The 23,221-nt window shown below is 72.4% G+C and carries 23 protein-coding genes; 13 read left to right on the top strand and 10 right to left on the bottom strand.

The window, feature by feature from the left end:
* The first annotated feature begins 68 nt into the window (after positions 1-68).
* Positions 69-884, top strand: coding sequence for a J domain-containing protein (locus RKD20_RS21990; RefSeq protein ID WP_424879231.1), 816 nt, complete (start codon positions 69-71; stop codon positions 882-884).
* A gap of 56 nt (positions 885-940) precedes the next feature.
* The gene (locus RKD20_RS21985; RefSeq protein ID WP_362656625.1) at positions 941-1,270 is read left to right on the top strand and encodes a rhodanese-like domain-containing protein; all 330 of its coding nucleotides are present in this window, start codon (positions 941-943) and stop codon (positions 1,268-1,270) included.
* Between the two features lie 118 nt (positions 1,271-1,388).
* Here RKD20_RS21985 and RKD20_RS21980 read toward each other — a convergent pair whose 3' ends face one another.
* From RKD20_RS21980 to paaA, 6 genes are all read right to left on the bottom strand, one after another.
* A complete protein-coding gene (locus RKD20_RS21980) occupies positions 1,389-2,543 on the bottom strand; it encodes an acyl-CoA dehydrogenase family protein (RefSeq protein WP_424879230.1) in 1,155 nt (384 codons plus the stop codon).
* 99 nt (positions 2,544-2,642) lie between these two features.
* Positions 2,643-3,701 carry a 2Fe-2S iron-sulfur cluster-binding protein gene (locus tag RKD20_RS21975; protein WP_424879229.1) on the bottom strand — a complete coding sequence of 353 codons (1,059 nt, stop codon included), beginning with the start codon at positions 3,699-3,701 and terminating at the stop codon, positions 2,643-2,645.
* Positions 3,701-4,228 carry a 1,2-phenylacetyl-CoA epoxidase subunit PaaD gene (gene paaD, locus RKD20_RS21970; protein ID WP_424879228.1) on the bottom strand — a complete coding sequence of 176 codons (528 nt, stop codon included), beginning with the start codon at positions 4,226-4,228 and terminating at the stop codon, positions 3,701-3,703. The genes RKD20_RS21975 and paaD overlap by 1 nt, the downstream gene beginning before the upstream one ends.
* Positions 4,222-4,971, bottom strand: coding sequence for a 1,2-phenylacetyl-CoA epoxidase subunit PaaC (paaC, locus tag RKD20_RS21965; RefSeq protein WP_424879227.1), 750 nt, complete (start codon positions 4,969-4,971; stop codon positions 4,222-4,224). The genes paaD and paaC overlap by 7 nt, the downstream gene beginning before the upstream one ends.
* Positions 4,968-5,255 carry a 1,2-phenylacetyl-CoA epoxidase subunit PaaB gene (gene paaB, locus RKD20_RS21960; protein WP_020119451.1) on the bottom strand — a complete coding sequence of 96 codons (288 nt, stop codon included), beginning with the start codon at positions 5,253-5,255 and terminating at the stop codon, positions 4,968-4,970. The genes paaC and paaB overlap by 4 nt, the downstream gene beginning before the upstream one ends.
* On the bottom strand, positions 5,252-6,262 hold the full coding sequence (gene paaA, locus RKD20_RS21955; RefSeq protein ID WP_424879226.1) for a 1,2-phenylacetyl-CoA epoxidase subunit PaaA: 1,011 nt from the start codon (positions 6,260-6,262) through the stop codon (positions 5,252-5,254). Before paaA ends, paaB begins: the two co-directional genes overlap by 4 nt.
* A 287-nt stretch (positions 6,263-6,549) precedes the next feature.
* Between paaA and RKD20_RS21950 the strand changes: the two genes are divergently transcribed.
* The 3 genes from RKD20_RS21950 to RKD20_RS21940 are packed head-to-tail and all read left to right on the top strand — an operon-like array spanning position 6,550 to position 9,649.
* On the top strand, positions 6,550-7,560 hold the full coding sequence (locus RKD20_RS21950; RefSeq protein ID WP_424879225.1) for a DUF5819 family protein: 1,011 nt from the start codon (positions 6,550-6,552) through the stop codon (positions 7,558-7,560).
* A complete protein-coding gene (locus RKD20_RS21945) occupies positions 7,557-8,906 on the top strand; it encodes an HTTM domain-containing protein (RefSeq protein ID WP_424879224.1) in 1,350 nt (449 codons plus the stop codon). Before RKD20_RS21950 ends, RKD20_RS21945 begins: the two co-directional genes overlap by 4 nt.
* Entirely contained in the window at positions 8,903-9,649 is a 747-nt protein-coding gene (locus RKD20_RS21940; protein ID WP_424879223.1) for a TrmH family RNA methyltransferase, read from the top strand. The genes RKD20_RS21945 and RKD20_RS21940 overlap by 4 nt, the downstream gene beginning before the upstream one ends.
* On the opposite strand, the gene paaN is transcribed toward RKD20_RS21940, so the two are convergent.
* A complete protein-coding gene (gene paaN, locus RKD20_RS21935; RefSeq protein WP_424879222.1) occupies positions 9,646-11,337 on the bottom strand; it encodes a phenylacetic acid degradation protein PaaN in 1,692 nt (563 codons plus the stop codon). The genes RKD20_RS21940 and paaN overlap by 4 nt on opposite strands.
* A gap of 160 nt (positions 11,338-11,497) precedes the next feature.
* On the opposite strand from paaN, the gene RKD20_RS21930 reads away from it, so the two are divergent.
* Together RKD20_RS21930 and RKD20_RS21925 are read left to right on the top strand one after the other, a co-directional pair.
* Positions 11,498-13,015 carry a 3-hydroxyacyl-CoA dehydrogenase gene (locus RKD20_RS21930; protein ID WP_424879221.1) on the top strand — a complete coding sequence of 506 codons (1,518 nt, stop codon included), beginning with the start codon at positions 11,498-11,500 and terminating at the stop codon, positions 13,013-13,015.
* Entirely contained in the window at positions 13,012-13,602 is a 591-nt protein-coding gene (locus RKD20_RS21925) for a TetR/AcrR family transcriptional regulator (RefSeq protein ID WP_424879220.1), read from the top strand. Before RKD20_RS21930 ends, RKD20_RS21925 begins: the two co-directional genes overlap by 4 nt.
* Before the next feature lie 2 nt (positions 13,603-13,604).
* Here the strand turns inward: RKD20_RS21925 and RKD20_RS21920 are convergent, their stop codons facing one another.
* Entirely contained in the window at positions 13,605-14,090 is a 486-nt protein-coding gene (locus RKD20_RS21920; RefSeq protein ID WP_031049960.1) for an Lrp/AsnC family transcriptional regulator, read from the bottom strand.
* 189 nt (positions 14,091-14,279) lie between these two features.
* On the opposite strand from RKD20_RS21920, the gene pdhA reads away from it, so the two are divergent.
* The 6 genes from pdhA to RKD20_RS21890 all read left to right on the top strand — a co-directional run bounded on the left by pdhA (position 14,280) and on the right by RKD20_RS21890 (position 21,340).
* Positions 14,280-15,425, top strand: coding sequence for a pyruvate dehydrogenase (acetyl-transferring) E1 component subunit alpha (gene pdhA / locus RKD20_RS21915; protein ID WP_424879219.1), 1,146 nt, complete (start codon positions 14,280-14,282; stop codon positions 15,423-15,425).
* Positions 15,422-16,426 (top strand): alpha-ketoacid dehydrogenase subunit beta, encoded by a 1,005-nt coding sequence (locus RKD20_RS21910; RefSeq protein WP_424879218.1) that lies wholly within the window; start codon positions 15,422-15,424, stop codon positions 16,424-16,426. Before pdhA ends, RKD20_RS21910 begins: the two co-directional genes overlap by 4 nt.
* Positions 16,426-17,751 (top strand): dihydrolipoamide acetyltransferase family protein, encoded by a 1,326-nt coding sequence (locus tag RKD20_RS21905; RefSeq protein ID WP_424879217.1) that lies wholly within the window; start codon positions 16,426-16,428, stop codon positions 17,749-17,751. The genes RKD20_RS21910 and RKD20_RS21905 overlap by 1 nt, the downstream gene beginning before the upstream one ends.
* A 180-nt stretch (positions 17,752-17,931) precedes the next feature.
* Complete coding sequence (locus RKD20_RS21900) at positions 17,932-18,852, top strand: NTP transferase domain-containing protein (RefSeq protein ID WP_424879216.1); 921 nt, start codon at positions 17,932-17,934, stop codon at positions 18,850-18,852.
* On the top strand, positions 18,849-20,246 hold the full coding sequence (locus tag RKD20_RS21895) for a molybdopterin molybdotransferase MoeA (protein WP_424879215.1): 1,398 nt from the start codon (positions 18,849-18,851) through the stop codon (positions 20,244-20,246). Before RKD20_RS21900 ends, RKD20_RS21895 begins: the two co-directional genes overlap by 4 nt.
* Positions 20,243-21,340 (top strand): potassium channel family protein, encoded by a 1,098-nt coding sequence (locus RKD20_RS21890; RefSeq protein ID WP_424879214.1) that lies wholly within the window; start codon positions 20,243-20,245, stop codon positions 21,338-21,340. Before RKD20_RS21895 ends, RKD20_RS21890 begins: the two co-directional genes overlap by 4 nt.
* A 24-nt stretch (positions 21,341-21,364) precedes the next feature.
* Here the strand turns inward: RKD20_RS21890 and RKD20_RS21885 are convergent, their stop codons facing one another.
* A complete protein-coding gene (locus RKD20_RS21885; RefSeq protein ID WP_424879213.1) occupies positions 21,365-22,222 on the bottom strand; it encodes an ABC transporter permease in 858 nt (285 codons plus the stop codon).
* Positions 22,219-23,211: an ATP-binding cassette domain-containing protein gene (locus tag RKD20_RS21880; RefSeq protein WP_424879212.1), complete on the bottom strand. Its 993-nt coding sequence runs from the start codon at positions 23,209-23,211 to the stop codon at positions 22,219-22,221. Before RKD20_RS21880 ends, RKD20_RS21885 begins: the two co-directional genes overlap by 4 nt.
* Positions 23,212-23,221 lie beyond the last annotated feature (10 nt).

The raw sequence follows: 23,221 nt of genomic DNA, 5'->3' as shown, positions 1-23,221 counted from the left end.
GCAGCCGGGGACCCCGGGCGTCACCCCGGTTGGCGTCCGGCTCCGGTCGACACGGTTACGCTGTTCGGATGACGTCCCCGGAAGCTGACCCCCACGGCACAGCCGCCGCAGGTACGGAGCGGTTGGAGCGGGCCGTGCGGGCCGCGGAGCAGGCGCTCATCGAGTACGAGATCGCGGTGGAGACCTTCCGCATCGAGGTGGAGAACTTCTCCCGCCTGCACCACCAGAAGCTCGGCCCGATGTACACCCGCCTCGACGAGCTGGACGCGCAGATCGCGGAGATCCGGGCCGCCCGCAGCGGCGACCCCGAGGATCTGCGCCAGGCGCAGGAGGCCCGCGCCCGGGTGATGCCGATGCCCGGCGTCGAGGAACTGTTCCACGGCTGGATGGACGGGGAGGGCCTGTTCCCCGAGGCCGCCGCGATGCTCACCGAGCAGCCGGTGCGTCCCCCGCAGCGGGTGCGCCCCAGCGACGAGGCCCGCAAGCTCTACCGCGAGCTCGCCCGCAAGGCGCACCCGGACCTCGCTCAGGACGACACCGAGCGGGCGCGTCGCGAGGAGTTCATCACCCGGGTCAACGCGGCCTACTCCCGTGGCGACGAGCCTCTCCTGCGGGAACTGGCCGAGGAGTGGGCCGCCGGTCCCAAGCCTCCGGAGCAGGGCCCCACTCCCAGCGAGGAGCTCTACGCCCGCCTCGAATGGCTCGCCCGGCGCAAGGAACTGCTCTCGGTGGTCGCGCGGGAGCTGGAGGAGAGCGCGATCGGCTCGATGCTCCGGATGGCACCGGACGACCCGGACCGCCTCCTGGAGGAGATCGCCGAGAAGCTCCTGACCGACGTCTCCACGCGTGAGGCGGAGCTCGGGGAACTGCTCGCACAGGAGTGACCGGCCGCGCCCCCGGGGCGTCGGGTAGCGTCGGACTCATGAATTTCGGTGCTGGTGTGCCCACGGTCCAGGTCACGGACCTCAAGGACGACGATTTCCTGCTGGACGTCCGTGAGGACGACGAGTGGCAGGCGGGTCACGCCGAAGGGGCGCTCCACATCCCCATCAGTGAGTTCGTGGCCCGCTACGGCGAGCTGACCGAGGCCGCCCCGCAGGACGGCCGCGTCCATGTGATCTGCCGGTCCGGCGGCCGCTCGGCCCAGGTCACGATGTACCTGGCCCAGCAGGGCATCGACGCCGCGAACGTGGACGGCGGCATGCAGCTGTGGGCCGAGGTCGGCCGCCCCGTGGTGACCGACGACGGCCGACCTGGCTTCGTGCTCTAGCCGGGGCAGCTCGGATCGCTGGCACCTGGTGGCGAATATCTGGTGCCGGGTGCCGGGTGCCGGGTAGCGAGCGTGCCGGATGTCGGACGGCGGGCGCTTGGTGTGGGGTGTCAGGGTGTCAGCCCAGGGGATGTGCCGCCAGCAGATCCCCCAACGCCTCCTCGTGCGCCGCCGCCGGACCGAGTGACAGCTCCAGATGCTTGGCCCAGGCGTGGTACCGGTGCAGGGGGTAGTCGACATCGGCGCCGAACCCGCCGTGCAGATGCTGTGCCGTCTGCACCACCCTCCGCACCCCCTCGGAGGCCCAGATCTTCGCCACGGCGACATCCCCCGCGACCGGCAGCGCTCCCCGCGCTCCCGAGGCGATCCGCCACGCGGCCTGCCACAGCGTGACCTCCATGGCGCGCAGGTCGATGTAGCGGTCGGCGGCCTGCACGGCGACGGCCTGGAAGGTGGCGACCGGGAACCCGAACTGCTCCCGCTTGCTGGTGTATTCACTGCTCATCTTCAGCACCCGCTCGCCCAGCCCGAGCGCCAGCGCACAGGTTCCCGTGGTCAGCAGATCCCGCAGCCACTCCCACGCGCCCTCGACGTCGATCATGTCCCGCGTGGTGATCCTCACGGACTCGAGGCGCAGCTCGCCCAGCCGCTCCCCGCTGGTGGAGAACTGTTCGCCGAGTGCGAGCCCGTCATGGGCCCGGGGCACCAGCGCGAGGACGGTCCGGCCCGCGGCCGTGTGCGCCGGGACGACGACGAAGTCCGCGTCGTACGCCCACGGCACAGCCGTCTGCATCCCGTCCAGGATCCAGTCGGCGCCCTCGCCCTCGCCCGCCCCCTCCTCCTGCCGTGCGGTGACGGCGAGTTCGGCGGCATCGTGCCCGGTGCGGCCGCTCGCGGCGACGGTCAGCACGATCTCCCCGCGCCCGGCCCGCTCCAGCAGCTGCCCCCTCAACTCCGGTCCGCCGTAAGCATGTACGGCCGCCATGGCCGCACTGTTCTCCAGCAGGGGCACCCGCGCCAGCACCTTCGCCGATTCACGCAGCACCAGGCACAGCGCGACGGCGTCCAGGCCCGCCCCGCCGTACTCCTCCGCCGCCAGCAGGCTCAGCAGGTCCGCGTCGGCGAGCCTGGCCCACAGCGCGCGGTCGAACTCGTCGGCCACGGCACCCGTGGTCAGCGCCGGGGACGGCACCGCGTCCGGCACCACGTCGGCGAACACCCCCCGCGCCGCCTCGGCCGCCGCCTGCTGCTCCTCGCTGAAGGTGAAGTCCACGGTCCCTGTCCTTCCGACGGGTCGGCAGATCGGGTCAGCTGATCTGGCGGTCCGTCAAGATAGAACAGGTTCTAGAAGAAGGGAACGGGCTTCCCCGGCCTACCTGTCGAAGTCCAGCTCCACCTTCTCCGTCGCCGGATGCGACTGGCACGCCAGCACATAGCCCGCCTGCGTCTCCTCCGGCTCCAGCGCGAAGTTGCGGTCCATGCGCACCTCGCCGGAGACCAGGAAGGCCCGGCAGGTCCCGCACACCCCGCCCTTGCAGGCGTAGGGCGCGTCGGGCCGGTTGCGCAGCACCGTGTCCAGCAGCGACTCACCGTCCTGGACGGGCCAGCTGCCACCGCGTCCGTCGAGCCGGGCGGTCACCGTGCTGTGCGCGGGCGCGGGGACCGTCCGTGCCGGGGCGGCCCCCGCGTCCACATGGAAGATCTCCTCGTGGATCCGGGTACGCGCGACCCCGAGCTCCCGCAATGCCTTCTCCGCACCCTGCACCAGGCCGAACGGCCCGCACAGGAACCAGCCCGCCACCCGGTCCACCGGCAGCAGTGCCGGCAGCAGCCCGGTCAGCCGTTGCCTGTCGAGCCGCCCGGAGGGCAACCCGGCCTGCTGCTCCTCCCGGGAGAGCACCGTGACCAGCTGGAACCGCTCGGGGTAGCGGTCCTTCAGGTCGGCGACCTCCTCCAGGAACATCGTCGACGCGGAAGTGCGGTCGCTGCGGATCAGACAGAACCGGGCCTCGGGCTCGCGCGCCAGCAGCGTCGCCACGATCGACAGCACCGGGGTGATGCCACTGCCGCCGACGACCGCCGCGTACAGACCGGGCGCCGGGTCGAGGGTGAACCGGCCCGCCGGTGTCATCACCTCCAGCTCGTCGCCGACATTGATCTCCTTGAGCGCGTAGGTCGAGAAGGCGCCGCCCTCCACCAGCCGCACGCCGACCCGCAGTTCGCGTGGTCCCTCGCCGTCCGGTGCCGGGGAGCAGATGGAGTAGGTCCGGCGTATCTCCGTGCCGTCGGCCGTGCGGCGCAGGGCGAGATGCTGGCCGGCGGCGTACCGGAACTCCTCGCGCAGTTCGGGCGGCACGGTGAGGGTCAGGGCCACGGAGTCGTCGGTGAGCCGGTCGACCGCGGCCACCGGGAGCGGGTGGAAGCGGGCCATCACAACTCCTTGAAGTGGTCGAACGGTTCACGGCAGTCCAAGCACCGCCGCAGCGCCTTGCACGCGGTGGAGGAGAACCGGCTGAGCAGTTCGGTGTCGGCGGAGCCGCAGTGCGGGCAGAGGACCGCTTCGGCCATCGCGTCGCGTGTCCGCGTCGGCCCCAGTCCCACCGCTACCGGACCGGCCGCCGCCGCCACGCGGGGTGGGGCGATGCCGAACTCCCGCAGCTTGCGGCGCCCTTCGGCGGTGATGTCGTCGGTCGACCAGGCGGGCGCGAGCACCGTGCGCACCATGACCTCCCGCACGCCGTGGTCGCGCAGCACCCGCTCTATGTCCTGGGACATCGCCTCGATGGCCGGGCAGCCGGTGTACGTCGGGGTCAGCTCGACCTCGACCGAGTCCGCGTCCCGGACATGCACCGCGCGCAGCACGCCCAGCTCGCGCAGGGTGAGCACCGGCAGCTCGGGGTCGGGCACCGAACCGGCGAGCGCGAACAACTCGGTCTCCAGCGGGGTGAGCGTCACCATGACGCCCCCGGGTGGCTGCGGTGCAGGTGCTGCATCTCGGCGAGCATCCGCCCGAAGGACTCGGTGTGCAGGCCCTGCCGTCCCGCCCCGGCGGCCCACGCGCCCGAGCGCGGCCCCTCGGGGACGCTCAGGGTGGCCCGGCGCAGGATCTCCCCCACGGACGCCAGCCAGGCGGCCTCCATGCGCTCCCCGTCGACCTCCACGCCCTCCACCGGCTGGAACATCTCACCGGTGAACCGCCACAGCGCCTCGCACGCCCGCTGCATCCGGGCGTGGCTCTCCTCGGTGCCGTCACCGAGCCGCAGGGTCCACTGCTCGGCGTGGTCGCGGTGGTAGGCGACCTCCTTGACGGCCTTCGCCGCGAGCGGGGCGAAGGGGCCGCCGCCCGCTGCCAGTTCGGCGTAGAGCAGGTGCTGGTAGGTGGAGAAGTAGAGCTGGCGGACGATGGTGTGGGCGAAGTCGCCGTTCGGCTGCTCCACCAGCTGGAGATTGCGGAAGGCGCGCTCCTCGCGCAGATACGCCAGTTCGTCCTCGTCGCCGGCCAGGGACAGCAGCACCCGGGCCTGGCCGAGCAGGTCGAGGGCGATGTTGGCGAGGGCGACCTCCTCCTCCAGGACGGGGGCGTGGCCCGCCCACTCGCCGAGGCGGTGCGAGAGCACCAGCGCGTCGTCGCCGAGGGCGATGGCGGCAGCCCGGGGAATCGGGGAGGCCGCGGGAGCGGCCGTCGTCTCAGGTGTGCTCACAGGTGCTTCACCCCCTCCGGGATCTCGTAGAACGTGGGGTGCCGGTACGGCTTGTCGGCGGACGGCTCGAAGAACGGGTCCTTCTCGTCGGGCGAGGAGGCGGTGATCGCGGACGAGGGGACGACCCAGATGGAGACGCCCTCGCCGCGCCGGGTGTACAGGTCGCGGGCGTTGCGCAGGGCGAGCTCCGCGTCCGGGGCGTGCAGGCTGCCGGCGTGGGTGTGGGAGAGCCCGCGGCGAGAGCGCACGAAGACCTCCCACAGGGGCCAGTCGGTGTTCGTCATGCGCGTGCCGCTCCTGTCTCGCCGGTGTGCTTCGCCGCGTGGGCCGCGGCCGCCTCGCGCACCCAGGCGCCCTCGTCGTGCGCCTTCCTGCGCTGGGTGATGCGTTGTTCGTTGCACGGGCCGTTGCCCTTGAGGACCTCCCGGAACTCCGTCCAGTCGATCGGGCCGAAGTCGTGGTGTCCCCGCTCCTCGTTCCACCGCAGGTCCGGGTCGGGGAGGGTGAGGCCCAGGGACTCGGCCTGGGGGACGCAGATGTCGACGAAACGCTGGCGCAGCTCGTCGTTGGAATGGCGCTTGATCTTCCAGGCCATCGACTGCGCGGAGTGCGCGGACTCGTCGTCGGGCGGGCCGAACATCATCAGGGACGGCCACCACCAGCGGTCCACCGCGTCCTGGGCCATCGCGTGCTGCTCGGGCGTGCCCTTGCTCAGGGCCAGCAGCAGCTCGTATCCCTGGCGCTGGTGGAAGGACTCCTCCTTGCAGATACGGACCATCGCGCGCGCGTACGGGCCGTAGGAGCAGCGGCACAGGGGGACCTGGTTGGTGATCGCGGCGCCGTCCACCAGCCAGCCGATCGCGCCGACGTCCGCCCAGGTCAGGGTCGGGTAGTTGAAGATCGAGGAGTACTTCTGGCGGCCGGAGTGGAGCTTGTCGAGGAGCTCGTCGCGCCCGGTGCCCAGGGTTTCCGCCGCGCTGTAGAGGTAGAGGCCGTGCCCCGCCTCGTCCTGGACCTTGGCCATCAGGATGGCCTTGCGGCGCAGGGAGGGGGCGCGCGTGATCCAGTTCGCCTCCGGCTGCATGCCGATGATCTCGGAGTGGGCGTGCTGCGCGATCTGACGGACCAGGGTCGCGCGATAGGCGTCCGGCATCCAGTCGCGCGGCTCGATGCGCTCGTCGGCGGCCACGGCGGCGTCGAAGACGCTCTGGTACGCGGTGGTGTCGCCGACGGCTCCCTGAGCGCCGTACGCCTGTGTGCTCGCCGTCTGTTGCGCGGCTGCTGTCGCCATGAGGCCCCCTCACCTGGGCTCCGCCGGAATCTGCTCCCGACCGATCGTTCGGTTCGTGCGATTCCATGGTGTGCCGGGCGCCGTAAGGTGTCAACCGCTGTGGAAAACCGGGGCGGAAGTGAGAACGGCCACGGTGGGGCCGGTCCACAGGGGCTGTGCGGGGCGCTCGGGCCTGAGTACCGTGCCGTGCGAGCCACCGCGGCGAGGCGGGTGCGGGCGCCGGCCACCGGGCGCCGCCGCCTGCGGCCGGGCGGCGGTGCACGGACCGGAATCGGGAACGGGGCGGAATGGACGCGTACGACGGAGGCTCGAACGCCCGGCGAGGACCGGGCGCCGCGAGCGAGCCGGGCGATGCCCCTGAGCCAGAGCGACCAGAGGAGGCCTACGGGTCGCACGGGGCGAACGGTCCCGGGGCGCCGGGTGAGCCGGACGCGGCCGTCGAGTCGCGGGCGAGGGTCCCCGCGCAGGATCGTGAGCGCGCCGAGGTGCGGTCGGCCACGAGCAGTCCGTCCTCCGAGCCCGCCCACCCCGGCCCGTCCGAGCCCGCCCACCCCGGCTCCTCCGAGCCCACCGACACCCGCCCCTCCGCGATACGCCCGGCCGCCCCGGCCCCGGGCCTCGCCCCCTACCGAGCCCCCGACCCCGAGCCCCGTACCGGCGTGGCCGCCCTCTCTCTGCGCTATCAGATCGGGGTGGCCCTGGCGCTCGCCGTCGTGGCCGTCGCGGTCTGTGTGCACATCGGGATGGTGTTCCTGCACGTCGCGCCGTCGAACACGGTGACCAAGCAGCACGGCGGGGCGGTCGACGACTGGGTCTATCCGGAGTTCGAGCAGAACTGGAAGCTCTTCGCGCCGAACCCCCTCCAGCTGAACATCGCGGTGCAGGTCCGGGCCCGGGTACGGAGCGCGGACGGCGGCAGCCGTACGACCGGCTGGTACGACCTGTCCGCCCAGGACGGCCGGGCCATCGACGGGAATCTGCTGCCCAGCCACACCCAGCAGAACGAGCTGCGCCGCTCCTGGGACCTCTTCGTCGCCACGCACGACGCCGACAACCGCCCGGTCGGCCTGCGCGGCACCCTGTCCGGGACGTATCTCCGCCGCATCGTGGTGCTGCGTCTGGAGCGCGACCACGCGACCGCGCGGGGCGACGTCCTCGTGAGCGTCCAGGTCCGCTCCAGGACCTCCAACGTGCCCCCGCCGAAGTGGAGCGAGGAGAAGGTGCCGGTGCAGCCGGTCTACCGCGAGCTGCCCTGGTGGGCCGTGACGGCGGACGACACCGAGGGGAGCGCCCGGTGAACCGATTCGCCCTGGCGGTGTCCACCGGCATCGCCCGCGTCACCGAGGCCGCCCTCGGCCCCTACCAGACCGCGATGATCCGTATCGGTTTCAGCGCGACCTGGCTGCTGTTCCTGCTGCGCGAGTTCCCGCACCGCCAGGAGCTGTACGGTCCGGACGGTCCGTGGAGCTGGAATCTCGCCGAACAGCTGGTCTCGCTCAACGGCGCGTTCACGGTCCTGATGTGGTCGGACGGGCAGTTCTGGTTCGAGACGGTCTATGTGCTCGCCGTCGTGTCGAGCGTCCTGCTGCTGCTCGGCTGGCGCACCCGCGCGATGTCCGTGCTCTTCATGGTCGGGGTGCTCTCGCTCCAGAACCGCAGCATCTTCATGGGCGACGGCGGCGACAACGTCCTGCATCTGATGTGCATCTACCTGGTCTTCACGCGCTGCGGCCAGGTCTGGTCGCTGGACGAGCGGCGGGCCCGGCGCACGCGGGAGGCACACGCGCGTGGAGAGCAGGTCGTGGACCGCGTCGGGCCGGCCCTGTGGGGCGTCCTCGGGCTTGTGCTGGTGTCGTCGGCCTTCCTGGACAGGCTGAGCGGCGACTGGGTCGTCCCGGCGCTCCTGTGGGCCCTGTGGCTGGCGCAGGGCCTGTGGTGGGTGGTCGGACGGTTCACCCGGTCCGGGCAGTCGCGGATCATGCTCGACGTCGTCGCCAACATCGTCCACAACGGCGCCCTGCTCGTGATCATGGCCGAGGCCTGTCTCATCTACGCGACGGCGGGCTGGTACAAGATCCAGGGCTCCCGGTGGCAGGACGGCACCGCCGTCTACTACCCCCTGCATCTGGAGTCCTTCTCACCGTGGCCCGCTCTCGCCGACCTGCTGTCGGCGAACGGTGTCATGGTGATGCTGGTGACGTACGGCACGGTCGCCGTGCAGGTCGCCTTCCCGTTCACGCTGTTCAACCGGCGGGTCAAGAACGTCCTGCTGGCGGCGATGATCACCGAGCACGCGGTGATCGCGGTCGTCCTCGGACTGCCGTTCTTCTCGCTGGCGATGATCGCCGCCGACTCGGTCTTCCTGCCGACGTCGTTCCTGCGCCGGCTGGGCGAGGGGGCCGCACGCGTGCGTGGTCGGCTGTGGGCGCGCTCGGCCCCGGGCGGGGACGGCCCGGGAGCGGGGCTGCTCGGACGGCGCGTTCCGAAGGGGCGGCCAACTCCTGAGGGGCACCGGACTCCCGGTCGGCCGGCCCCACCGGCGGAGCAGGGATCCGCGAAGACCCCGCGGCCCGCCGACCGCCGCGACGACAACCCCGGCGACCCCGAGAACCCCGGTCACCGACCCGTAGGCTTCCCCGCATGACCGGTCCCGATCCCGTGAGCCTGTGGCACCGGCTCGCCGACACCTGCGTGCTGCTCGACGGATTCCACGCCCTCAAGCACGCCGTGCGCTTCGGGGCCGAGGTCCCGGTGGCGGTCGCCGTCGACCGGGGCGCCGCGCTCGCCCTGGCCGAGGAGCTGGCACCGGACGTACGGAACACCCTGGACGCGCTGCTGACACAGGTCCCGGAGCCGGCGTACGCGTCCCTCGTGCCGCGCCCGCATCCCACGGGGGTCGCGGCGCTGGCCGTACGTCCGTCCCGGGCGGCCCATCTCGAGAAGCTGGCGCACACGCCGCGTACCGCCCCCGTGGTGGTCCTCGACAATCCGCGCAACCTCGGCAACGCGGGGGCGGTGATCCGGCTGGCCGCGGGCTTCGGGGCGACCGGCGTGGTCACCACGGGCACGCTCGACCCCTGGCACCCGACCGTCGTCCGCGGGGGCGCGGGCCTGCACTTCGCGACCGCGGTGGAGCGCCTGGAGGTCGCCGAGCTGCCGCCCGGGCCGGTGTTCGCCCTGGACCCGGAGGGCGACGACATCCGGGGCGTGAAGCTCCCGGACGACGCCGTCCTCGCCTTCGGCTCGGAGCGCAGCGGGCTCTCACCCGAACTGCGCGCGCGTGCCGGTCACCTGGTGGCGCTGCCGATGCGCCCCCAGGTCTCCAGCTACAACCTGGCGACCAGTGTGGCGATGACCCTCTACCACTGGAGTCTCGGCGAGGCCTAGGCCTCCCGGCGCACCTCGACCACCCGGAACCGGTTGGCGACGAACGCCCCGTCGCACAGCGCGGAGTTGGCCGCCGGGTTGCCGCCCGACCCGTGGAAGTCGGAGAACGCGGCCGTCTGGTTGACGTACACCCCGCCGACGAGGTTCAGCGACAACTGCGCCGCCTCCTCCAGACAGACCTCCCGGACGGCCTGCTCGACCTCCTCGTCCGTGGTGTACGCGCCGACCGTCATGGCGCCCTTCTCGCGGATCGTGCGCCGCAGCAGCTCCACCGCGTCGGCCGCCGAGTCGACCGCGACGGCGAAGGAGACGGGCCCGAAGCACTCGCTCATGTAGGCGGCCTCGGCGTCGGGCTTGGCGCCGTCCAGCTTGACGACGACCGGCGTGCGTACGACCGCGCCCGGGAACTCAGGGTTGGCGATCTCCCGCGAGGTCAGGGCGACTTCGCCGAGACCGGCCGCGGCCTCCAGGCGCGCCTTGACGTCCGGGTTGACGATCGCGCCCAGCAGCGCGTTCGCGCGCGCGTCGTCGCCGAGGAGGCCGTCGACCGAGCGGGCGAGGTCGGCGACCACCTCGTCGAAGGTCTTGGGGCCCTCGTCGGTGCGGATGCCGTCCCGGGGGATCAGCAGGTTCTGCGGGGTGGTGCACATCTGGCCGCTGTACAGGGACAGGGAGAAGGCCAGGTTGGAGAGCATCCCCTTGTAGTCGCCGGCCGACTCCACGAGCACCGTGTTGACGCCGGCCTTCTCCGTGTAGACCTGCGCCTGGCGGGCGTTGGCCTCCAGCCAGTCGCCGAACTCCGTCGAACCGGTGTAGTCGATGATCCGGATCTCGGGGCGCGTGGCCAGGGTCTTCGCGATGCCCTCGCCGGGGCGCTCGGCGGCGAGCGCCACCAGGTTCGGGTCGAAGCCCGCCTCGCCCAGGACGTCCCGCGCCACCTGGACGGTGAGCGCGAGCGGCAGCACCGCGCGCGGGTGGGGCTTGACCAGGACCGCGTTGCCGGTGGCCAGGGAGGCGAACAGGCCCGGATAGCCGTTCCACGTCGGGAAGGTGTTGCAGCCGATGACCAGGCCGGTCCCGCGCGGGACCGGGGTGAACTGCTTGGTGAGCGCGAGCGGGTCGCGCTTGCCCTGCGGCTTGGTCCACTCCGCGGTGTCGGGGGTGCGGACCTGCTCCACGTACGCGTACGCCACCGCCTCCAGGCCGCGGTCCTGCGCGTGCGGGCCGCCCGCCTGGAACGCCATCATGAAGGCCTGGCCGCTGGTGTGCATGACCGCGTGCGCGAACTCGTGGGTCCGGTCGCTGATCCGCTTGAGGATCTCCAGGCACACCACCGCGCGGATCTCGGCACCCGCGTCCCGCCAGGCCTTCTGGCCCGCCTTCATCGCGGGCAGCAGCACGTCCAGGTCCGCGTGCGGGTACTCGACGCCCAGCTCGATGCCGTAAGGCGAGACCTCGCCGCCCACGAAGCCGTCGGTGCCGGGCTGGCCGAGGTCGAGGCGGGTGCCCAGCAGGGCGTCGAAGGCGGCCTTGCCCGCCGCCATGTCGAGGCTGCCGCCCTCGCCGTAGGCCTTGGGGTGCTCCGGGTGCGGGGACCAGTACGCGCGTGTGCGGATCGCTTCCAGCGCCTGGTCGAGGGTGGGCCGGTGCGCGGCGATCAGCTGGTGGGCGGTCAGTTCGGCGGCCATGCGGGACCAACTCCTCGTCTTTCGAACTCTTCGTCGAGTTCACGACCTGGGCAGAAATATGGGCAGGAACAGCCGGTCAGGGTTAGAGTAACCGAACGATCGGTCGGGACAAGGGGGTCCGCCGCATCTGTGGAAAACCCCGTGCGGGAGGATCGCGCACATGACAGGACTCGACCTCAGCAGCCCCGTGGCCGTCGTCGGCACCGGCACCATGGGCCAGGGCATCGCCCAGGTCGCGCTGGTCGCCGGGCATCGCGTGCGGCTCTACGACGCCGTCCCCGGCCGTGCCCGGGAGGCGGCCGACGCGATCGGGGCCCGCCTCGACCGGCTCGTCGAGAAGGACCGGCTCACCGCCGCCGACCGGGACGCCGCGCGCTCCCGTCTCGTGGCCGCCGGGCACCTCACCGACCTCGCGGACTGCACCCTGGTCGTCGAGGCCGTCCTGGAGCGGCTGGACGTCAAGCAGCAGCTCTTCCGGGAGCTGGAGGACGTCGTGGGCGAGGACTGTCTGCTCGCCACCAACACCTCCTCCCTGTCGGTGACGGCCATCGCCGGCGCCCTGCGCCACCCGGGCCGTTTCGTGGGCCTGCACTTCTTCAACCCCGCGCCGCTGCTGCCGCTGGTCGAGGTCGTCTCCGGGTTCGCCACCGACGTCTCCTCGGCCACGCGCGCGTACGAGACGGCACGCGCCTGGGGCAAGACGCCGGTCGCCTGCGCCGACACCCCCGGCTTCATCGTCAACCGGATCGCGCGGCCCTTCTACGCCGAGGCGTTCGCGGTCCACGAGGCCCAGGGCGCCGAGCCCGCCACCATCGACGCGGTCCTGCGCGAGTGCGGCGGCTTCAAGATGGGCGCGTTCGAACTGACCGACCTGATCGGGCAGGACGTCAACGAGTCCGTGACGCACTCCGTGTGGCGCGCCTTCTTCCAGGACGTGCGCTTCACGCCCTCGCTGGCCCAGCAGCGCCTGGTGGAGTCGGGCCGGCTCGGCCGCAAGAGCGGGCGGGGCTGGTACGACTACACGGACGGCGCCGAGCGCGACGAGCCGCACACCGCGGAGCCGGCCCAGGCGCCCGCGTACGTCGTCGCCGAGGGCGATCTGGGCCCCGCGTCCGAACTGCTCGCGCTGATCCGTGAGGCGGGCGTACAGGTCCGCGAGGACGAGGAGGACCACGGCAGCCGTCTGGTCCTGCCGAGCGGCGGGCAGCTGGCGCTCGCCGACGGGCAGACCTCGGTGGAGTTCCGGGACGTCGTCTACTTCGACCTCGCGCTCGACTACCGCAGGGCCACGCGCATCGCTTTGTCCGCGTCCCAGGACACCTCGCAGCAGACCCTCGCCGAGGCCACCGGGCTCTTTCAGGCGCTCGGCAAGGACGTCAGCGTCATCGGGGACGTGCCGGGCATGATCGTCGCCCGTACGGTCGCCCGGATCGTCGACCTGGCGCACGACGCCGTCGCCAAGGGGGTGGCCACCCGGGAGGACATCGACACCGCCATGCGGCTCGGGGTGAACTACCCGCTCGGCCCGTTCGAGTGGAGTCGCAGGCTCGGCCGCAACTGGGCCTACGCCCTCCTCGACGACCTGCACCTGCGCGACCCGTCCGGCCGGTACGCGCCCTCGCTCGCGCTGTACCGGCACGCGTACGCCTCCGACAAGCGGGAGGGCAGCACCTCATGACGACCGCCAAGCGCGACACGTACACGCCGGAGACGCTGCTGTCCGTCGCCGTCCAGGTCTTCAACGAACGCGGCTACGACGGCACCTCCATGGAGCACCTCTCCAAGGCGGCGGGCATCTCCAAGTCGTCGATCTACCACCATGTGGCCGGCAAGGAGGAACTCCTGCGCCGGGCCGTCAGCCGGGCCCTGGACGGCCTCTTCGGGATCCTCGACGAGGAGGACGCGCGCGTGGGCCGCGCCTCCGGCCGCCTGGAGTACGTCGTGCGGCGCATGGTCGAGGTGCTGATCGCCGAACTCCCCTACGTCACCCTGCTGCTGCGGGTGCGCGGCAACACGGGCACGGAGCGGTGGGCCCTGGAGCGCCGCCGCGACTTCGACCACCGGGTCGCCGAACTCCTGAAGGCGGCCGCGGCGGACGGCGACGTACGCCGTGACGTGGAGGTACGCCTCGCGACCCGCCTGGTCTTCGGCATGATCAACTCCATCGTGGAGTGGTACCGCCCGGACGGCCGCGGCATGAACGAACGCGAAGTGGCCGACGCGGTGGCCCAGTTGATCTTCGGGGGACTGCGCAGGGCGTCCTGAACTCAGCCCTGCGGCTCCAGGTCCTCCTCCTCGAAGACCAGCAGGGTGCGGGTGCTGAGGACCTCCGGAATCGCCTGGAGGCGGGTGAGGACCAGTTCGCGCAGGGATCTGTTGTCCGGGGTGTGGACGAGCAGCAGCACATCGAAGTCACCCCCGACCAGCGCGATGTGGGAAGCGCCCGGCAGCTGTCTGAGCTGTTCGCGGACCGTGCGCCAGGAGTTCTGGACGATCTTCAGGGTGATGTACGCCGAGGTGCCCTGGCCCGCGCGCTCGTGGTTGACGCGGGCGCCGAAGCCGCGGATCACGCCGTCCTCGACAAGGCGGTTGATCCGCGCGTAGGCGTTGGCGCGCGAGACGTGCACCCGTTCGGCGACCGACCGTATCGACGCACGGCCGTCCGCCTGGAGCATCTGGAGGATGTCCTGATCGATGGCGTCGAGCGGACGCGGGGGCGGAAGGGGGGCGCCGCCCTCCGCGCCTTCGGCCATTTGTTCAGGTGCCATGTCCCCCCGCCTCCCTACCATGGACGTACTGCGTCCATCTCAGGCTGTGGAGAACCGTTTGTCCACAGCCTGAGGGGGCCTGTAGCCAAAATGTGCCGACGACCGAACAATCGGTAGGTGAGGCGCCTCACACCCGTGGTGCGCCACCAGCCGCTCCCACGAGGAGGTGCCGTCATGACGGTCATGGAGCAGCGTGGCGCGTATCGGCCATCGCCGCCGCCCGCCTGGCAGCCCCGCACGGACCCCGCACCCCTGCTGCCCGACGCGCAGCCCCATCGCGTCCTCGGCACCGAGGCGGCCGCGCAGGCCGACCCGGCCCTGCTGCGCCGGCTCTACGCCGAGCTGGTGCGCGGCCGGCGCTACAACACGCAGGCCACCGCCCTCACCAAACAGGGCCGCCTGGCCGTCTACCCCTCCAGCACCGGCCAGGAGGCCTGCGAGATCGCCGCCGCGCTGGCCCTCCAGGAGCGCGACTGGCTCTTCCCCAGCTATCGCGACACCCTCGCCGCCGTCGCCCGGGGCCTCGACCCCGTCCAGGCCCTGACCCTCCTGCGCGGTGACTGGCACACCGGCTACGACCCGCGCGAGCACCGCGTCGCACCCCTGTGCACCCCCCTCGCCACCCAGCTCCCGCACGCCGTCGGCCTCGCGCACGCCGCCCGCCTCAAGGGCGACGACGTGGTCGCGCTCGCCATGGTCGGCGACGGCGGCACCAGCGAGGGCGACTTCCACGAGGCGCTGAACTTCGCCGCCGTCTGGCAGGCCCCGGTCGTCTTCCTGGTCCAGAACAACGGCTTCGCGATCTCCGTCCCGCTCGCCAAGCAGACCGCGGCCCCCTCACTGGCCCACAAGGCCGTCGGCTACGGCATGCCCGGGCGTCTGGTCGACGGCAACGACGCGGCCGCCGTGCACGAGGTCCTCACCGCCGCCGTACGCCACGCGCGCGCGGGGGGCGGGCCCACCCTGGTGGAGGCGATCACCTACCGCGTGGACGCCCACACCAACGCCGACGACGCGACCCGCTACCGCGGCGACGCCGAGGTCGAGACCTGGCGCGGGCACGACCCGATCGCCCTCCTGGAGCACGAACTGACCGAGCGCGGCCTGATCGACGAGGCCGGCATCGAAGCCGTACGCCAGGACGCCGAGGAGTTCGCCGCCGGGCTGCGCGAGCGCATGAACCAGGACCCGGTCCTCGACCCCATGGACCTGTTCGCCCATGTCTACGCCGAGCCCACCCCGCAACTGCGCGAGCAGCAGGCACAGTTGCGTGCCGAGCTCGACGCCGAGCACGACTCCCACGGGGGTGCGCACCGATGACCACCGTCGCCCTCAAGCCGGCCACCATGGCGCAGGCCCTCACGCGCGCGCTGCGCGACGCGATGGCGGCCGACCCCACCGTGCACGTCATGGGCGAGGACGTCGGCACCCTCGGCGGTGTCTTCCGGGTCACCGACGGGCTGGCCAGGGAGTTCGGCGAGGACCGCTGCACCGACACCCCGCTCGCCGAGGCGGGCATCCTCGGCACGGCCGTCGGCATGGCGATGTACGGACTGCGGCCGGTCGTGGAGATGCAGTTCGACGCCTTCGCCTACCCGGCGTTCGAGCAGCTGATCAGCCATGTGGCGAAGATGCGCAACCGCACCCGCGGGGCGCTGCCGCTCCCCATCACCATCCGGGTCCCCTACGGCGGCGGCATCGGCGGGGTCGAGCACCACAGCGACGCCTCCGAGGCCTACTACATGGCGACGCCTGGGCTCCACGTCGTCACCCCCGCGACCGTCGCCGACGCCTACGGACTGCTGCGCGCCGCCATCGCCTCCGATGACCCGGTCGTCGTCCTGGAACCCAAGCGGCTGTACTGGTCGAAGGACTCCTGGAACCCGGACGACCCCCAGACCGTTGAACCGATAGGCCGCGCGGTGGTGCGGCGCCCCGGCCGGAGCGCCACACTCATCACGTACGGGCCGTCCGTACCCGTGTGCCTCGAAGCCGCCGAGGCCGCGCGGGACGAGGGCTGGGACCTCGAAGTCGTCGACCTGCGCTCCCTGGTGCCGTTCGACGACGACACGGTCGCCGCCTCGGTACGGCGGACCGGTCGAGCGGTCGTCGTGCACGAGTCGGGCGGGTTCGGCGGACCGGGCGGGGAGATCGCGGCCCGGGTCACGGAGCGCTGCTTCCACCATCTGGAGGCGCCGGTGCTGCGCGTGGCCGGGTTCGACATCCCCTATCCGCCGCCGATGCTGGAGCGTCACCACCTGCCCGGCGTGGACCGGATCCTGGACGCCGTCGGGCGTCTGCAGTGGGAGGCGGAGAGCTGATGGCGCAGGTGCTGGAGTTCAGGCTGCCGGATCTCGGCGAGGGCCTGACCGAGGCGGAGATCGTCCGCTGGCTGGTGGAGGTCGGCGACGTCGTCGTGGTCGACCAGCCGGTCGTCGAGGTCGAGACGGCCAAGGCGATGGTCGACGTCCCCTGCCCCTACGCCGGTGTCGTCACGGCCCGCTTCGGCGAGGAGGGCAGTGAACTCCCGGTGGGGTCACCCCTCATCACCGTGGCGGTGGGAGCGCCGTCGTCCGACTCCGACGCGCAGAGCGAGGGCTCGGGGAACGTACTCGTGGGGTACGGCACCTCGGAGGCCCCCGCGCGCAGGCGCAGGGTGCGGCGCGAGCAGCAGGTTCCCGTGCCGGTGAACGGCCGGTCGGCACCTGCCGAGGTGGTCGAGGGCCCCGTCCCCGTGATCTCCCCGCTGGTCCGCCGCCTCGCCCGCGAGAACGGCCTCGACCTCAGGGAGCTCACCGGCTCCGGCCCCGAGGGACTGATCCTCAGGGCCGACGTCGAGTACGCCCTGCGAGCCGCCGCCTCCCAGGGCCGCCAGGCACCGACGCCGACGCCGACGCCGACGCCGGCACAGGCCGTGGTCCCCCAGACCCCGGCGGCAGCCCCGGCCTCCACCCCCGCACAAACCCGTGTCCCCCTCAAGGGCGTCCGCGGCGCGGTCGCCGACAAGCTGTCCCGCAGCCGCACCGAGATCCCCGACGCCACCTGCTGGGTGGACGCCGACGCGACGGAACTCATGCGTGCGCGGGCGGCGATGAACGCGACCGGCGGTCCGAAGATCTCCCTGCTCGCGCTGCTCGCCCGGATCTGCACCGCCGCCCTCGCCCGCTTCCCCGAGCTCAACTCCACCGTGGACACGGTGGCCAGGGAGATCGTGCGACTGGACGCCGTGCACCTGGGGTTCGCCGCGCAGACCGAGCGCGGGCTGGTCGTGCCGGTCGTGAAGGACGCGCACGCGCGGGACGCGGAGTCGCTGTCCGCGGAGTTCGCCCGGCTGACCGAGGCGGCCCGCACCGGCGCCCTCACCCCCGCGGAACTCACGGGCGGCACCTTCACGTTGAACAACTACGGCGTGTTCGGTGTCGACGGCTCCACGCCGATCATCAACCACCCCGAGGCGGCCATGCTCGGCGTCGGCCGCATCATCCCCAAGCCGTGGGTGCACGAGGGCGAGCTGGCGGTGCGTCAGGTCGTGCAGCTCTCGCTCACCTTCGACCACCGGGTGTGCGACGGCGGCACCGCGGGCGGCTTCCTGCGGTATGTGGCGGACTGCGTGGAACAGCCGGCGGTCCTGCTGCGCACCCTGTGACCCAGGCACCCGCCGACCACGGCCGCGGCACCGGCACCGGCACCCGGACTCCGCGTACAACCTGGCCGGGTACGGCGGCACGCACCCGCCCACCACGATCGCGCGCCGCCACCCCGGCGGCGCGCGATCCCGGTGCCGCCGCACGTTCCCTGTGATCGCGGCGGCCCGCATACTCGGGGGGTGACCTCGCACCAGCCCTCGCGCGCCCCGGACGCCGGTCCTGTGTACGACGTGGTCGTGCTCGCCGGGGGTGCCGCCCGGCGGCTCGGCGGCGCGGACAAGCCCGGTGTGCGGGTGGGCGGACGTGCCCTGCTCGACCGCGTCCTCGCGGCCTGCGCCGACGCGGGCACCACCGTCGTGGTCGCCGACCCCCGCCCCACCGCCAGGCCGGTGACCTGGGCCCGTGAGGACCCGCCCGGCGGCGGCCCGCTGGCCGCCCTGGACGCAGGACTGCGGCACACCACGGCGCGGTACGTCCTGGTGCTCTCCGCCGACCTGCCCTTCCTCCGGGAGGACACCGCACGCCTGCTGCTTACCGTCCTGCGCACGGGCGGCGCAGACGGCGTGCTGCTCACCGACGCGGACGGCCGCGACCAGCCGCTGGTGGCCGCGTACCGCACGCCCTCGCTGCGCATTGAACTCGCCGCACTCACGAAGGAGCACGCCGCTCTCACCGGCCTTCCGCTGCGCCGGCTGACCGCCGCGCTCGATCTCACCCGAGTCCCCCACCCCGTCGCGTCCTTCGACTGCGACACCTGGGACGACATCGCCACCGCCAGGGCACGCATCAGGGAGCATGGGCACGTGTTGGATGAATGGATTTCCGCAGTCAAGGACGAGCTGGGCATCGACCTCGACGTCGACACCGGCGTGCTGCTCGACCTCGCCCGTGACGCCGCGCACGGCGTGGCCAGGCCCGCGGCACCGCTGACCACCTTCCTCGTCGGCTATGCGGCCGCACAGGCGGGCGGCGGACCCGAGGCGGTCGCCGAGGCCTCCCGCAAGGCCGCGGCCCTGGCCCTGCGCTGGGCGGACGAGGCCGACGGGAAGACCGCCGCCGCGCCCGACGGGACCCCGGACAACCGCCCGGACGCCGGATGACCGCCCGGTCCGTGCGCACCGGCGACGCCCAGGCCGGCCCCGCCGCAGACGCCGACGATCTCGACGTCGAGGAGGCGCTGGCCCTGGTGAGAGAAGACAACGGCACCGCGCACCCCGGGGGTCAACGCCCTCCCGCGCCGCCGCCCCAGGGCTCCGGCCCGGCGGCCCGGCCGGACGCCCACCACCGGGCGACCCCCTGGCCCGAGGCCCGCGCCCTCGCCGCCCGGGCCGCCCGCGCGGTCACCCGCGGCGCCCGTCGCGCCCCCGTCTCGGTACGGCTCGACGACGCTCTCGGTCTCACCCTGGCCGCCCCTCTCGACGCCCTGACCGACCTCCCCTCCTTCGACACCTCGGCCATGGACGGCTGGGTGGTCGCCGGGCCCGGGCCCTGGGCCGTACGGGACGAGGGGGTGCTGGCCGGGCACGCCGAGCCCGCGCCCCTGACCGACGGCGAGGCGGCCCGGATCGCCACCGGCGCGCGCGTGCCCCCGGACACCACCGCCGTCCTGCGCAGCGAGCACGGGCGGACCGACGAGAAGGGCCGGCTGCACGCCACCCGGGCCGTCGTGCCCGGCCAGGACATCCGCCCCCGCGGCCAGGAGTGCCGCAGCGGCGACCAGCTCCTGCCGCCCGGCACCCTCGTCACCCCGGCCGTCCTCGGTCTTGCCGCGGCCGCCGGATACGACACCCTCACCGCCGTCCCCCGCCCCCGGGTCGAAGTCCTCGTCCTCGGCGACGAATTGCTCACCGAGGGGACTCCTCGGGACGGCCTGATCCGGGACGCGCTCGGGCCGATGCTCCCGCCCTGGCTGCGCGCGCTCGGCGCCGAGGTCACCGCCGTACGCCGGCTCGGCGACTCCGCCGAGGCCCTGCGCAAGGCGATCACGAAGTCGCAGGCCGACGTGATCGTCACGACCGGCGGCACCGCGGCCGGACCCGTCGACCACGTCCACCCCGTCCTTCGCCGTATCGGCGCCGAACTGCTGGTCGACGGCGTCAAGGTGCGCCCCGGCCACCCCATGCTGCTCGCCCGCACCAAGGAGAACCAGCACCTCGTCGGCCTGCCGGGCAACCCCCTCGCCGCCGTCTCCGGCTTGCTCACGCTCGCCGAGCCGCTGCTGCGCACCCTGGCCGCCCGCCCCGCCCCGGAGCCATACACCCTGCCCCTGAGGGACGAGGCTCACGGTCACCCGTACGACACCCGGCTCGTCCCGGTCGTCCTGCGCGGTGACAGCGCGGTGCCGCTGCACTACAACGGCCCGGCCATGTTGCGGGGCGTCGCGGCCGCCGACGCTCTCGCCGTCGTACCGCCCGGGGGCGCCCGGCCGGGGCAGGAGGCCGAACTGCTCGATCTGCCCTGGGCGTCCGCCGGGATCGGGGTGTGTTTCACGTGAAACTTCCGGGCCATGACGCGATCGCCCGCCAGGCGGACGAGCATCTCGTGACCCACAAGGTGAAGCTGCCGCGCAAAGTGGTGGAGCATCCCTTCCGTCAGGTCGCCAAGCGGGTGCTGATGGCTCTGCTGGTCCTCGCGGCGACGGCCCTGATCGTCTACGCCGACCACGACGGCTACAACGACAACTCGGACGGGTCGGTCGACTTCCTCGACGCCTGGTACTACGCGACCGTCACCCTCTCCACCACCGGCTACGGCGACATCACGCCGGTCAGCGATGGCGCCCGGCTCACCAACATCTTCGTCATCACGCCCCTGCGTGTGCTGTTCCTGATCATCCTGGTCGGCACCACGCTCGAGGTCCTCACCGAGCGCACCCGCGAGGAGTGGCGACTCAACCGCTGGAGGTCCACCTTGCGCGACCACACCGTCGTCGTCGGCTTCGGAACCAAGGGCCGTTCGGCGATCCAGACCGTGTGCGCGACGGGTCTGAAGAAGGAGCAGGTCGTGGTGGTCGACCCCAGCGGCAAGGCGGTCGAGGCCGCGACGGCCGAGGGCTATGCGGGGGTCATAGGGGACGCCACGCGCAGCGAGGTGCTGAAGCGGGCCGAGGTGCACAGGGCCCGGAAGATCATCATCGCCACCCAGCGTGACGACACCGCCGTCCTGGTGACGCTGACGGCCCGGCAGCTCAACAAGGCCGCGAAGATCGTGGCCGCGGTGCGCGAGGAGGAGAACGCCCCGCTGCTCAAGCAGTCCGGGGCCGACGCGGTCATCACCAGCGCCAGCGCGGCCGGCCGGCTGCTCGGCCTGTCGGTGCTCAGCCCCGCGGCCGGCATGGTGATGGAGGACCTCATCCAGCAGGGCAGCGGGCTCGACATCATCGAACGGCCGGTCATAAAGGCCGAGGTGGGCAGGAAGCCGCGGGAGACGGACGACCTGGTGGTGAGCGTGCTGCGCGGGCACCGGGTGCTCGGCTACGACGATCCGGCCGTCGGGACGCTGGAGCTGACGGACCGGCTGATCACGATCGTGCGGGCGACGCCGGGCACCCAGGTGGCACCCGACGCCCGCCCGCTTCGGCAGGACTGAACGCCGGACCGCAGGCCGGTGCGGTCACTTGCGGTTGTACAGCCGCATGGTGACCGGCCCGAAGACCGCGACGAACAGCCCCGCCCACCCCAGCGACCACGCGATCTCGTCGGCGGGCCAGTCGCCCGCCATCAGCTCGCGCACGGCCGAGGACAGATGGGTGATCGGGCTGTTGTTGACGAAGGCCTGGAGCCAGCCCGGCATGGTCCTCGGGTCGACGAAGACGTTGGACAGGAAGGTCAGCGGGAAGATCACCATCATGCTGACGCCCATCACCGACTTCTCGGTCCGCAGCAGCAGCCCGAACATCGTCCAGATCCACGAGAACGCGAACGAGAAGGCGACCAGCAGTGCGATCCCGGCGGCCACACCGCCGACCCCGCCGTCCGGGCGGTAGCCGATGACCAGGCCGACGACGAGCATCACCACGGACGCGATCGTGTAGCGCAGGGCATCGCCGAGCAGATAGCCGACCATCACCGACGGCCGCCAGATGGGCAGCGAGCGGAAGCGGTCGAAGACGCCCTTCTCGATGTCGGTGTTGACCGAGACGCCGGTGTACATCGTGATCATCACGACCGACATCACCAGGATGCCCGGCAGCAGGAACTGGATGTACTCCGTCGGGGACCCGGCCAGGGCGCCCCCGAACAGGTACGTGTACATCAGCACCATCATGATCGGGAACGCGGTGACGTCGAAGAGCTGCTCCGGCACGTGCTTGATCTTGAGGACGGCCCGCCAGCCGAAGGTCAGCGAGGCCGACAGCGCGCTCGGGCGCGGCGGCCGCTTCCCGGTGACCAGCAGCGCGGCCAGCGACTCGGCACTGACGGGGGCGAGGTCCTGGGCTGCTTTGGACGGGGGCTGGGTCACGGTGCTCATGCGGCCATCTCCTCGGTGCCGTGGGTGGGGTGCCCGGTGAGGGCGAGGAACACCTCGTCCAGGCTGGGCTGGCCGAGCGAGAAGTTGTCGACGGTGATGCCGGTGCGGGCCAGTTCGGCGAGGGCGCGGGAGGCCTGTTCGGCGGCCGTGTCACCGGCTGCCGTGGCGAGCCGGGCCGTCAGCGCGACCGAGTCCGGTTCCAGCTGGACCTGGGCGTCCAGGGCCCGTCGCAGGATCTCCGCCGCCTCGGGCCGACGTCCGCCGTCCCGCAGGCGCAGATGTACGGTCCCGGCGCCCACGGAGGCCTTCAGCTCGCCCTTGGTGCCCTCGGCGATCACCCGGCCGTGGTCGATGACGGCGATCCGGGAGGCCAGCTGGTCGGCCTCGTCCAGGTACTGCGTGGTCAGCAGCACGGTGGTGCCCTGGGCGACGACCGCGCGCACGATGTCCCAGACCTGGTTGCGGCTGCGCGGATCGAGGCCGGTGGTGGGCTCGTCGAGGAAGAGCAGCTCGGGGGTGTTGAGGATGGACGCGGCGATGTCGATCCGGCGCCGCATGCCGCCGGAGTAGTGCTTGACCTGCTTTCCGGCCGCCGCCGAGAGACCGAAGGCCTCCAGAAGCTGTCCGGCACGCTCGCGTGCGGCCTTCTTGTGGTGGCCGAGGAGACGGCCCAGCAGGACCAGGTTCTCGGCGCCGGTGAGGTCCTCGTCGACGGAGGCGTACTGGCCGGTGAGGCTGACCCGGCCGCGGACCTCGTCGGCCTCGCGGACGACGTCGTGGCCGAAGACGTGGGCCTCTCCGCCGTCGGGCCGCAGGAGGGTGGCGAGCATCTTCACGGTGGTGGTCTTGCCTGCGCCGTTCGGACCGAGGACGCCGTAGACCGTGCCGGCCGGCACCGCGAGGTCGACTCCGTCGACGGCCCTGGTCTCACCGAACGTCTTCACGAGGCCCGCGGTCTCGATCGCCAGGGCTGACGTGTGCTGGCTCATGGGCGGGTTC

Origin of the sequence: Streptomyces sp. SLBN-8D4, assembly GCF_049739545.1 — a bacterium.
GTDB lineage: Bacteria > Actinomycetota > Actinomycetes > Streptomycetales > Streptomycetaceae > Streptomyces > Streptomyces canus_C.
This window is presented reverse-complemented; position numbering and strand designations above follow the sequence as displayed.

Coding starts and splice junctions, on each gene's coding strand:
- RKD20_RS21920 (WP_031049960.1), bottom strand. CDS start 14,090: ATGGCCGAAGGCGCGGAGGGCGGCGCCCCCCTTCCGCCCCCGCGTCCG.
- RKD20_RS21930 (WP_424879221.1), top strand. CDS start 11,498: ATGACAGGACTCGACCTCAGCAGCCCCGTGGCCGTCGTCGGCACCGGC.
- paaA (WP_424879226.1), bottom strand. CDS start 6,262: ATGGCGACAGCAGCCGCGCAACAGACGGCGAGCACACAGGCGTACGGC.
- pdhA (WP_424879219.1), top strand. CDS start 14,280: ATGACGGTCATGGAGCAGCGTGGCGCGTATCGGCCATCGCCGCCGCCC.
- RKD20_RS21925 (WP_424879220.1), top strand. CDS start 13,012: ATGACGACCGCCAAGCGCGACACGTACACGCCGGAGACGCTGCTGTCC.
- RKD20_RS21990 (WP_424879231.1), top strand. CDS start 69: ATGACGTCCCCGGAAGCTGACCCCCACGGCACAGCCGCCGCAGGTACG.
- RKD20_RS21885 (WP_424879213.1), bottom strand. CDS start 22,222: ATGAGCACCGTGACCCAGCCCCCGTCCAAAGCAGCCCAGGACCTCGCC.
- paaN (WP_424879222.1), bottom strand. CDS start 11,337: ATGGCCGCCGAACTGACCGCCCACCAGCTGATCGCCGCGCACCGGCCC.
- RKD20_RS21975 (WP_424879229.1), bottom strand. CDS start 3,701: ATGGCCCGCTTCCACCCGCTCCCGGTGGCCGCGGTCGACCGGCTCACC.
- RKD20_RS21880 (WP_424879212.1), bottom strand. CDS start 23,211: ATGAGCCAGCACACGTCAGCCCTGGCGATCGAGACCGCGGGCCTCGTG.
- RKD20_RS21905 (WP_424879217.1), top strand. CDS start 16,426: ATGGCGCAGGTGCTGGAGTTCAGGCTGCCGGATCTCGGCGAGGGCCTG.
- RKD20_RS21950 (WP_424879225.1), top strand. CDS start 6,550: ATGGACGCGTACGACGGAGGCTCGAACGCCCGGCGAGGACCGGGCGCC.
- RKD20_RS21910 (WP_424879218.1), top strand. CDS start 15,422: ATGACCACCGTCGCCCTCAAGCCGGCCACCATGGCGCAGGCCCTCACG.
- RKD20_RS21895 (WP_424879215.1), top strand. CDS start 18,849: ATGACCGCCCGGTCCGTGCGCACCGGCGACGCCCAGGCCGGCCCCGCC.
- paaB (WP_020119451.1), bottom strand. CDS start 5,255: ATGACGAACACCGACTGGCCCCTGTGGGAGGTCTTCGTGCGCTCTCGC.
- RKD20_RS21940 (WP_424879223.1), top strand. CDS start 8,903: ATGACCGGTCCCGATCCCGTGAGCCTGTGGCACCGGCTCGCCGACACC.
- paaD (WP_424879228.1), bottom strand. CDS start 4,228: ATGGTGACGCTCACCCCGCTGGAGACCGAGTTGTTCGCGCTCGCCGGT.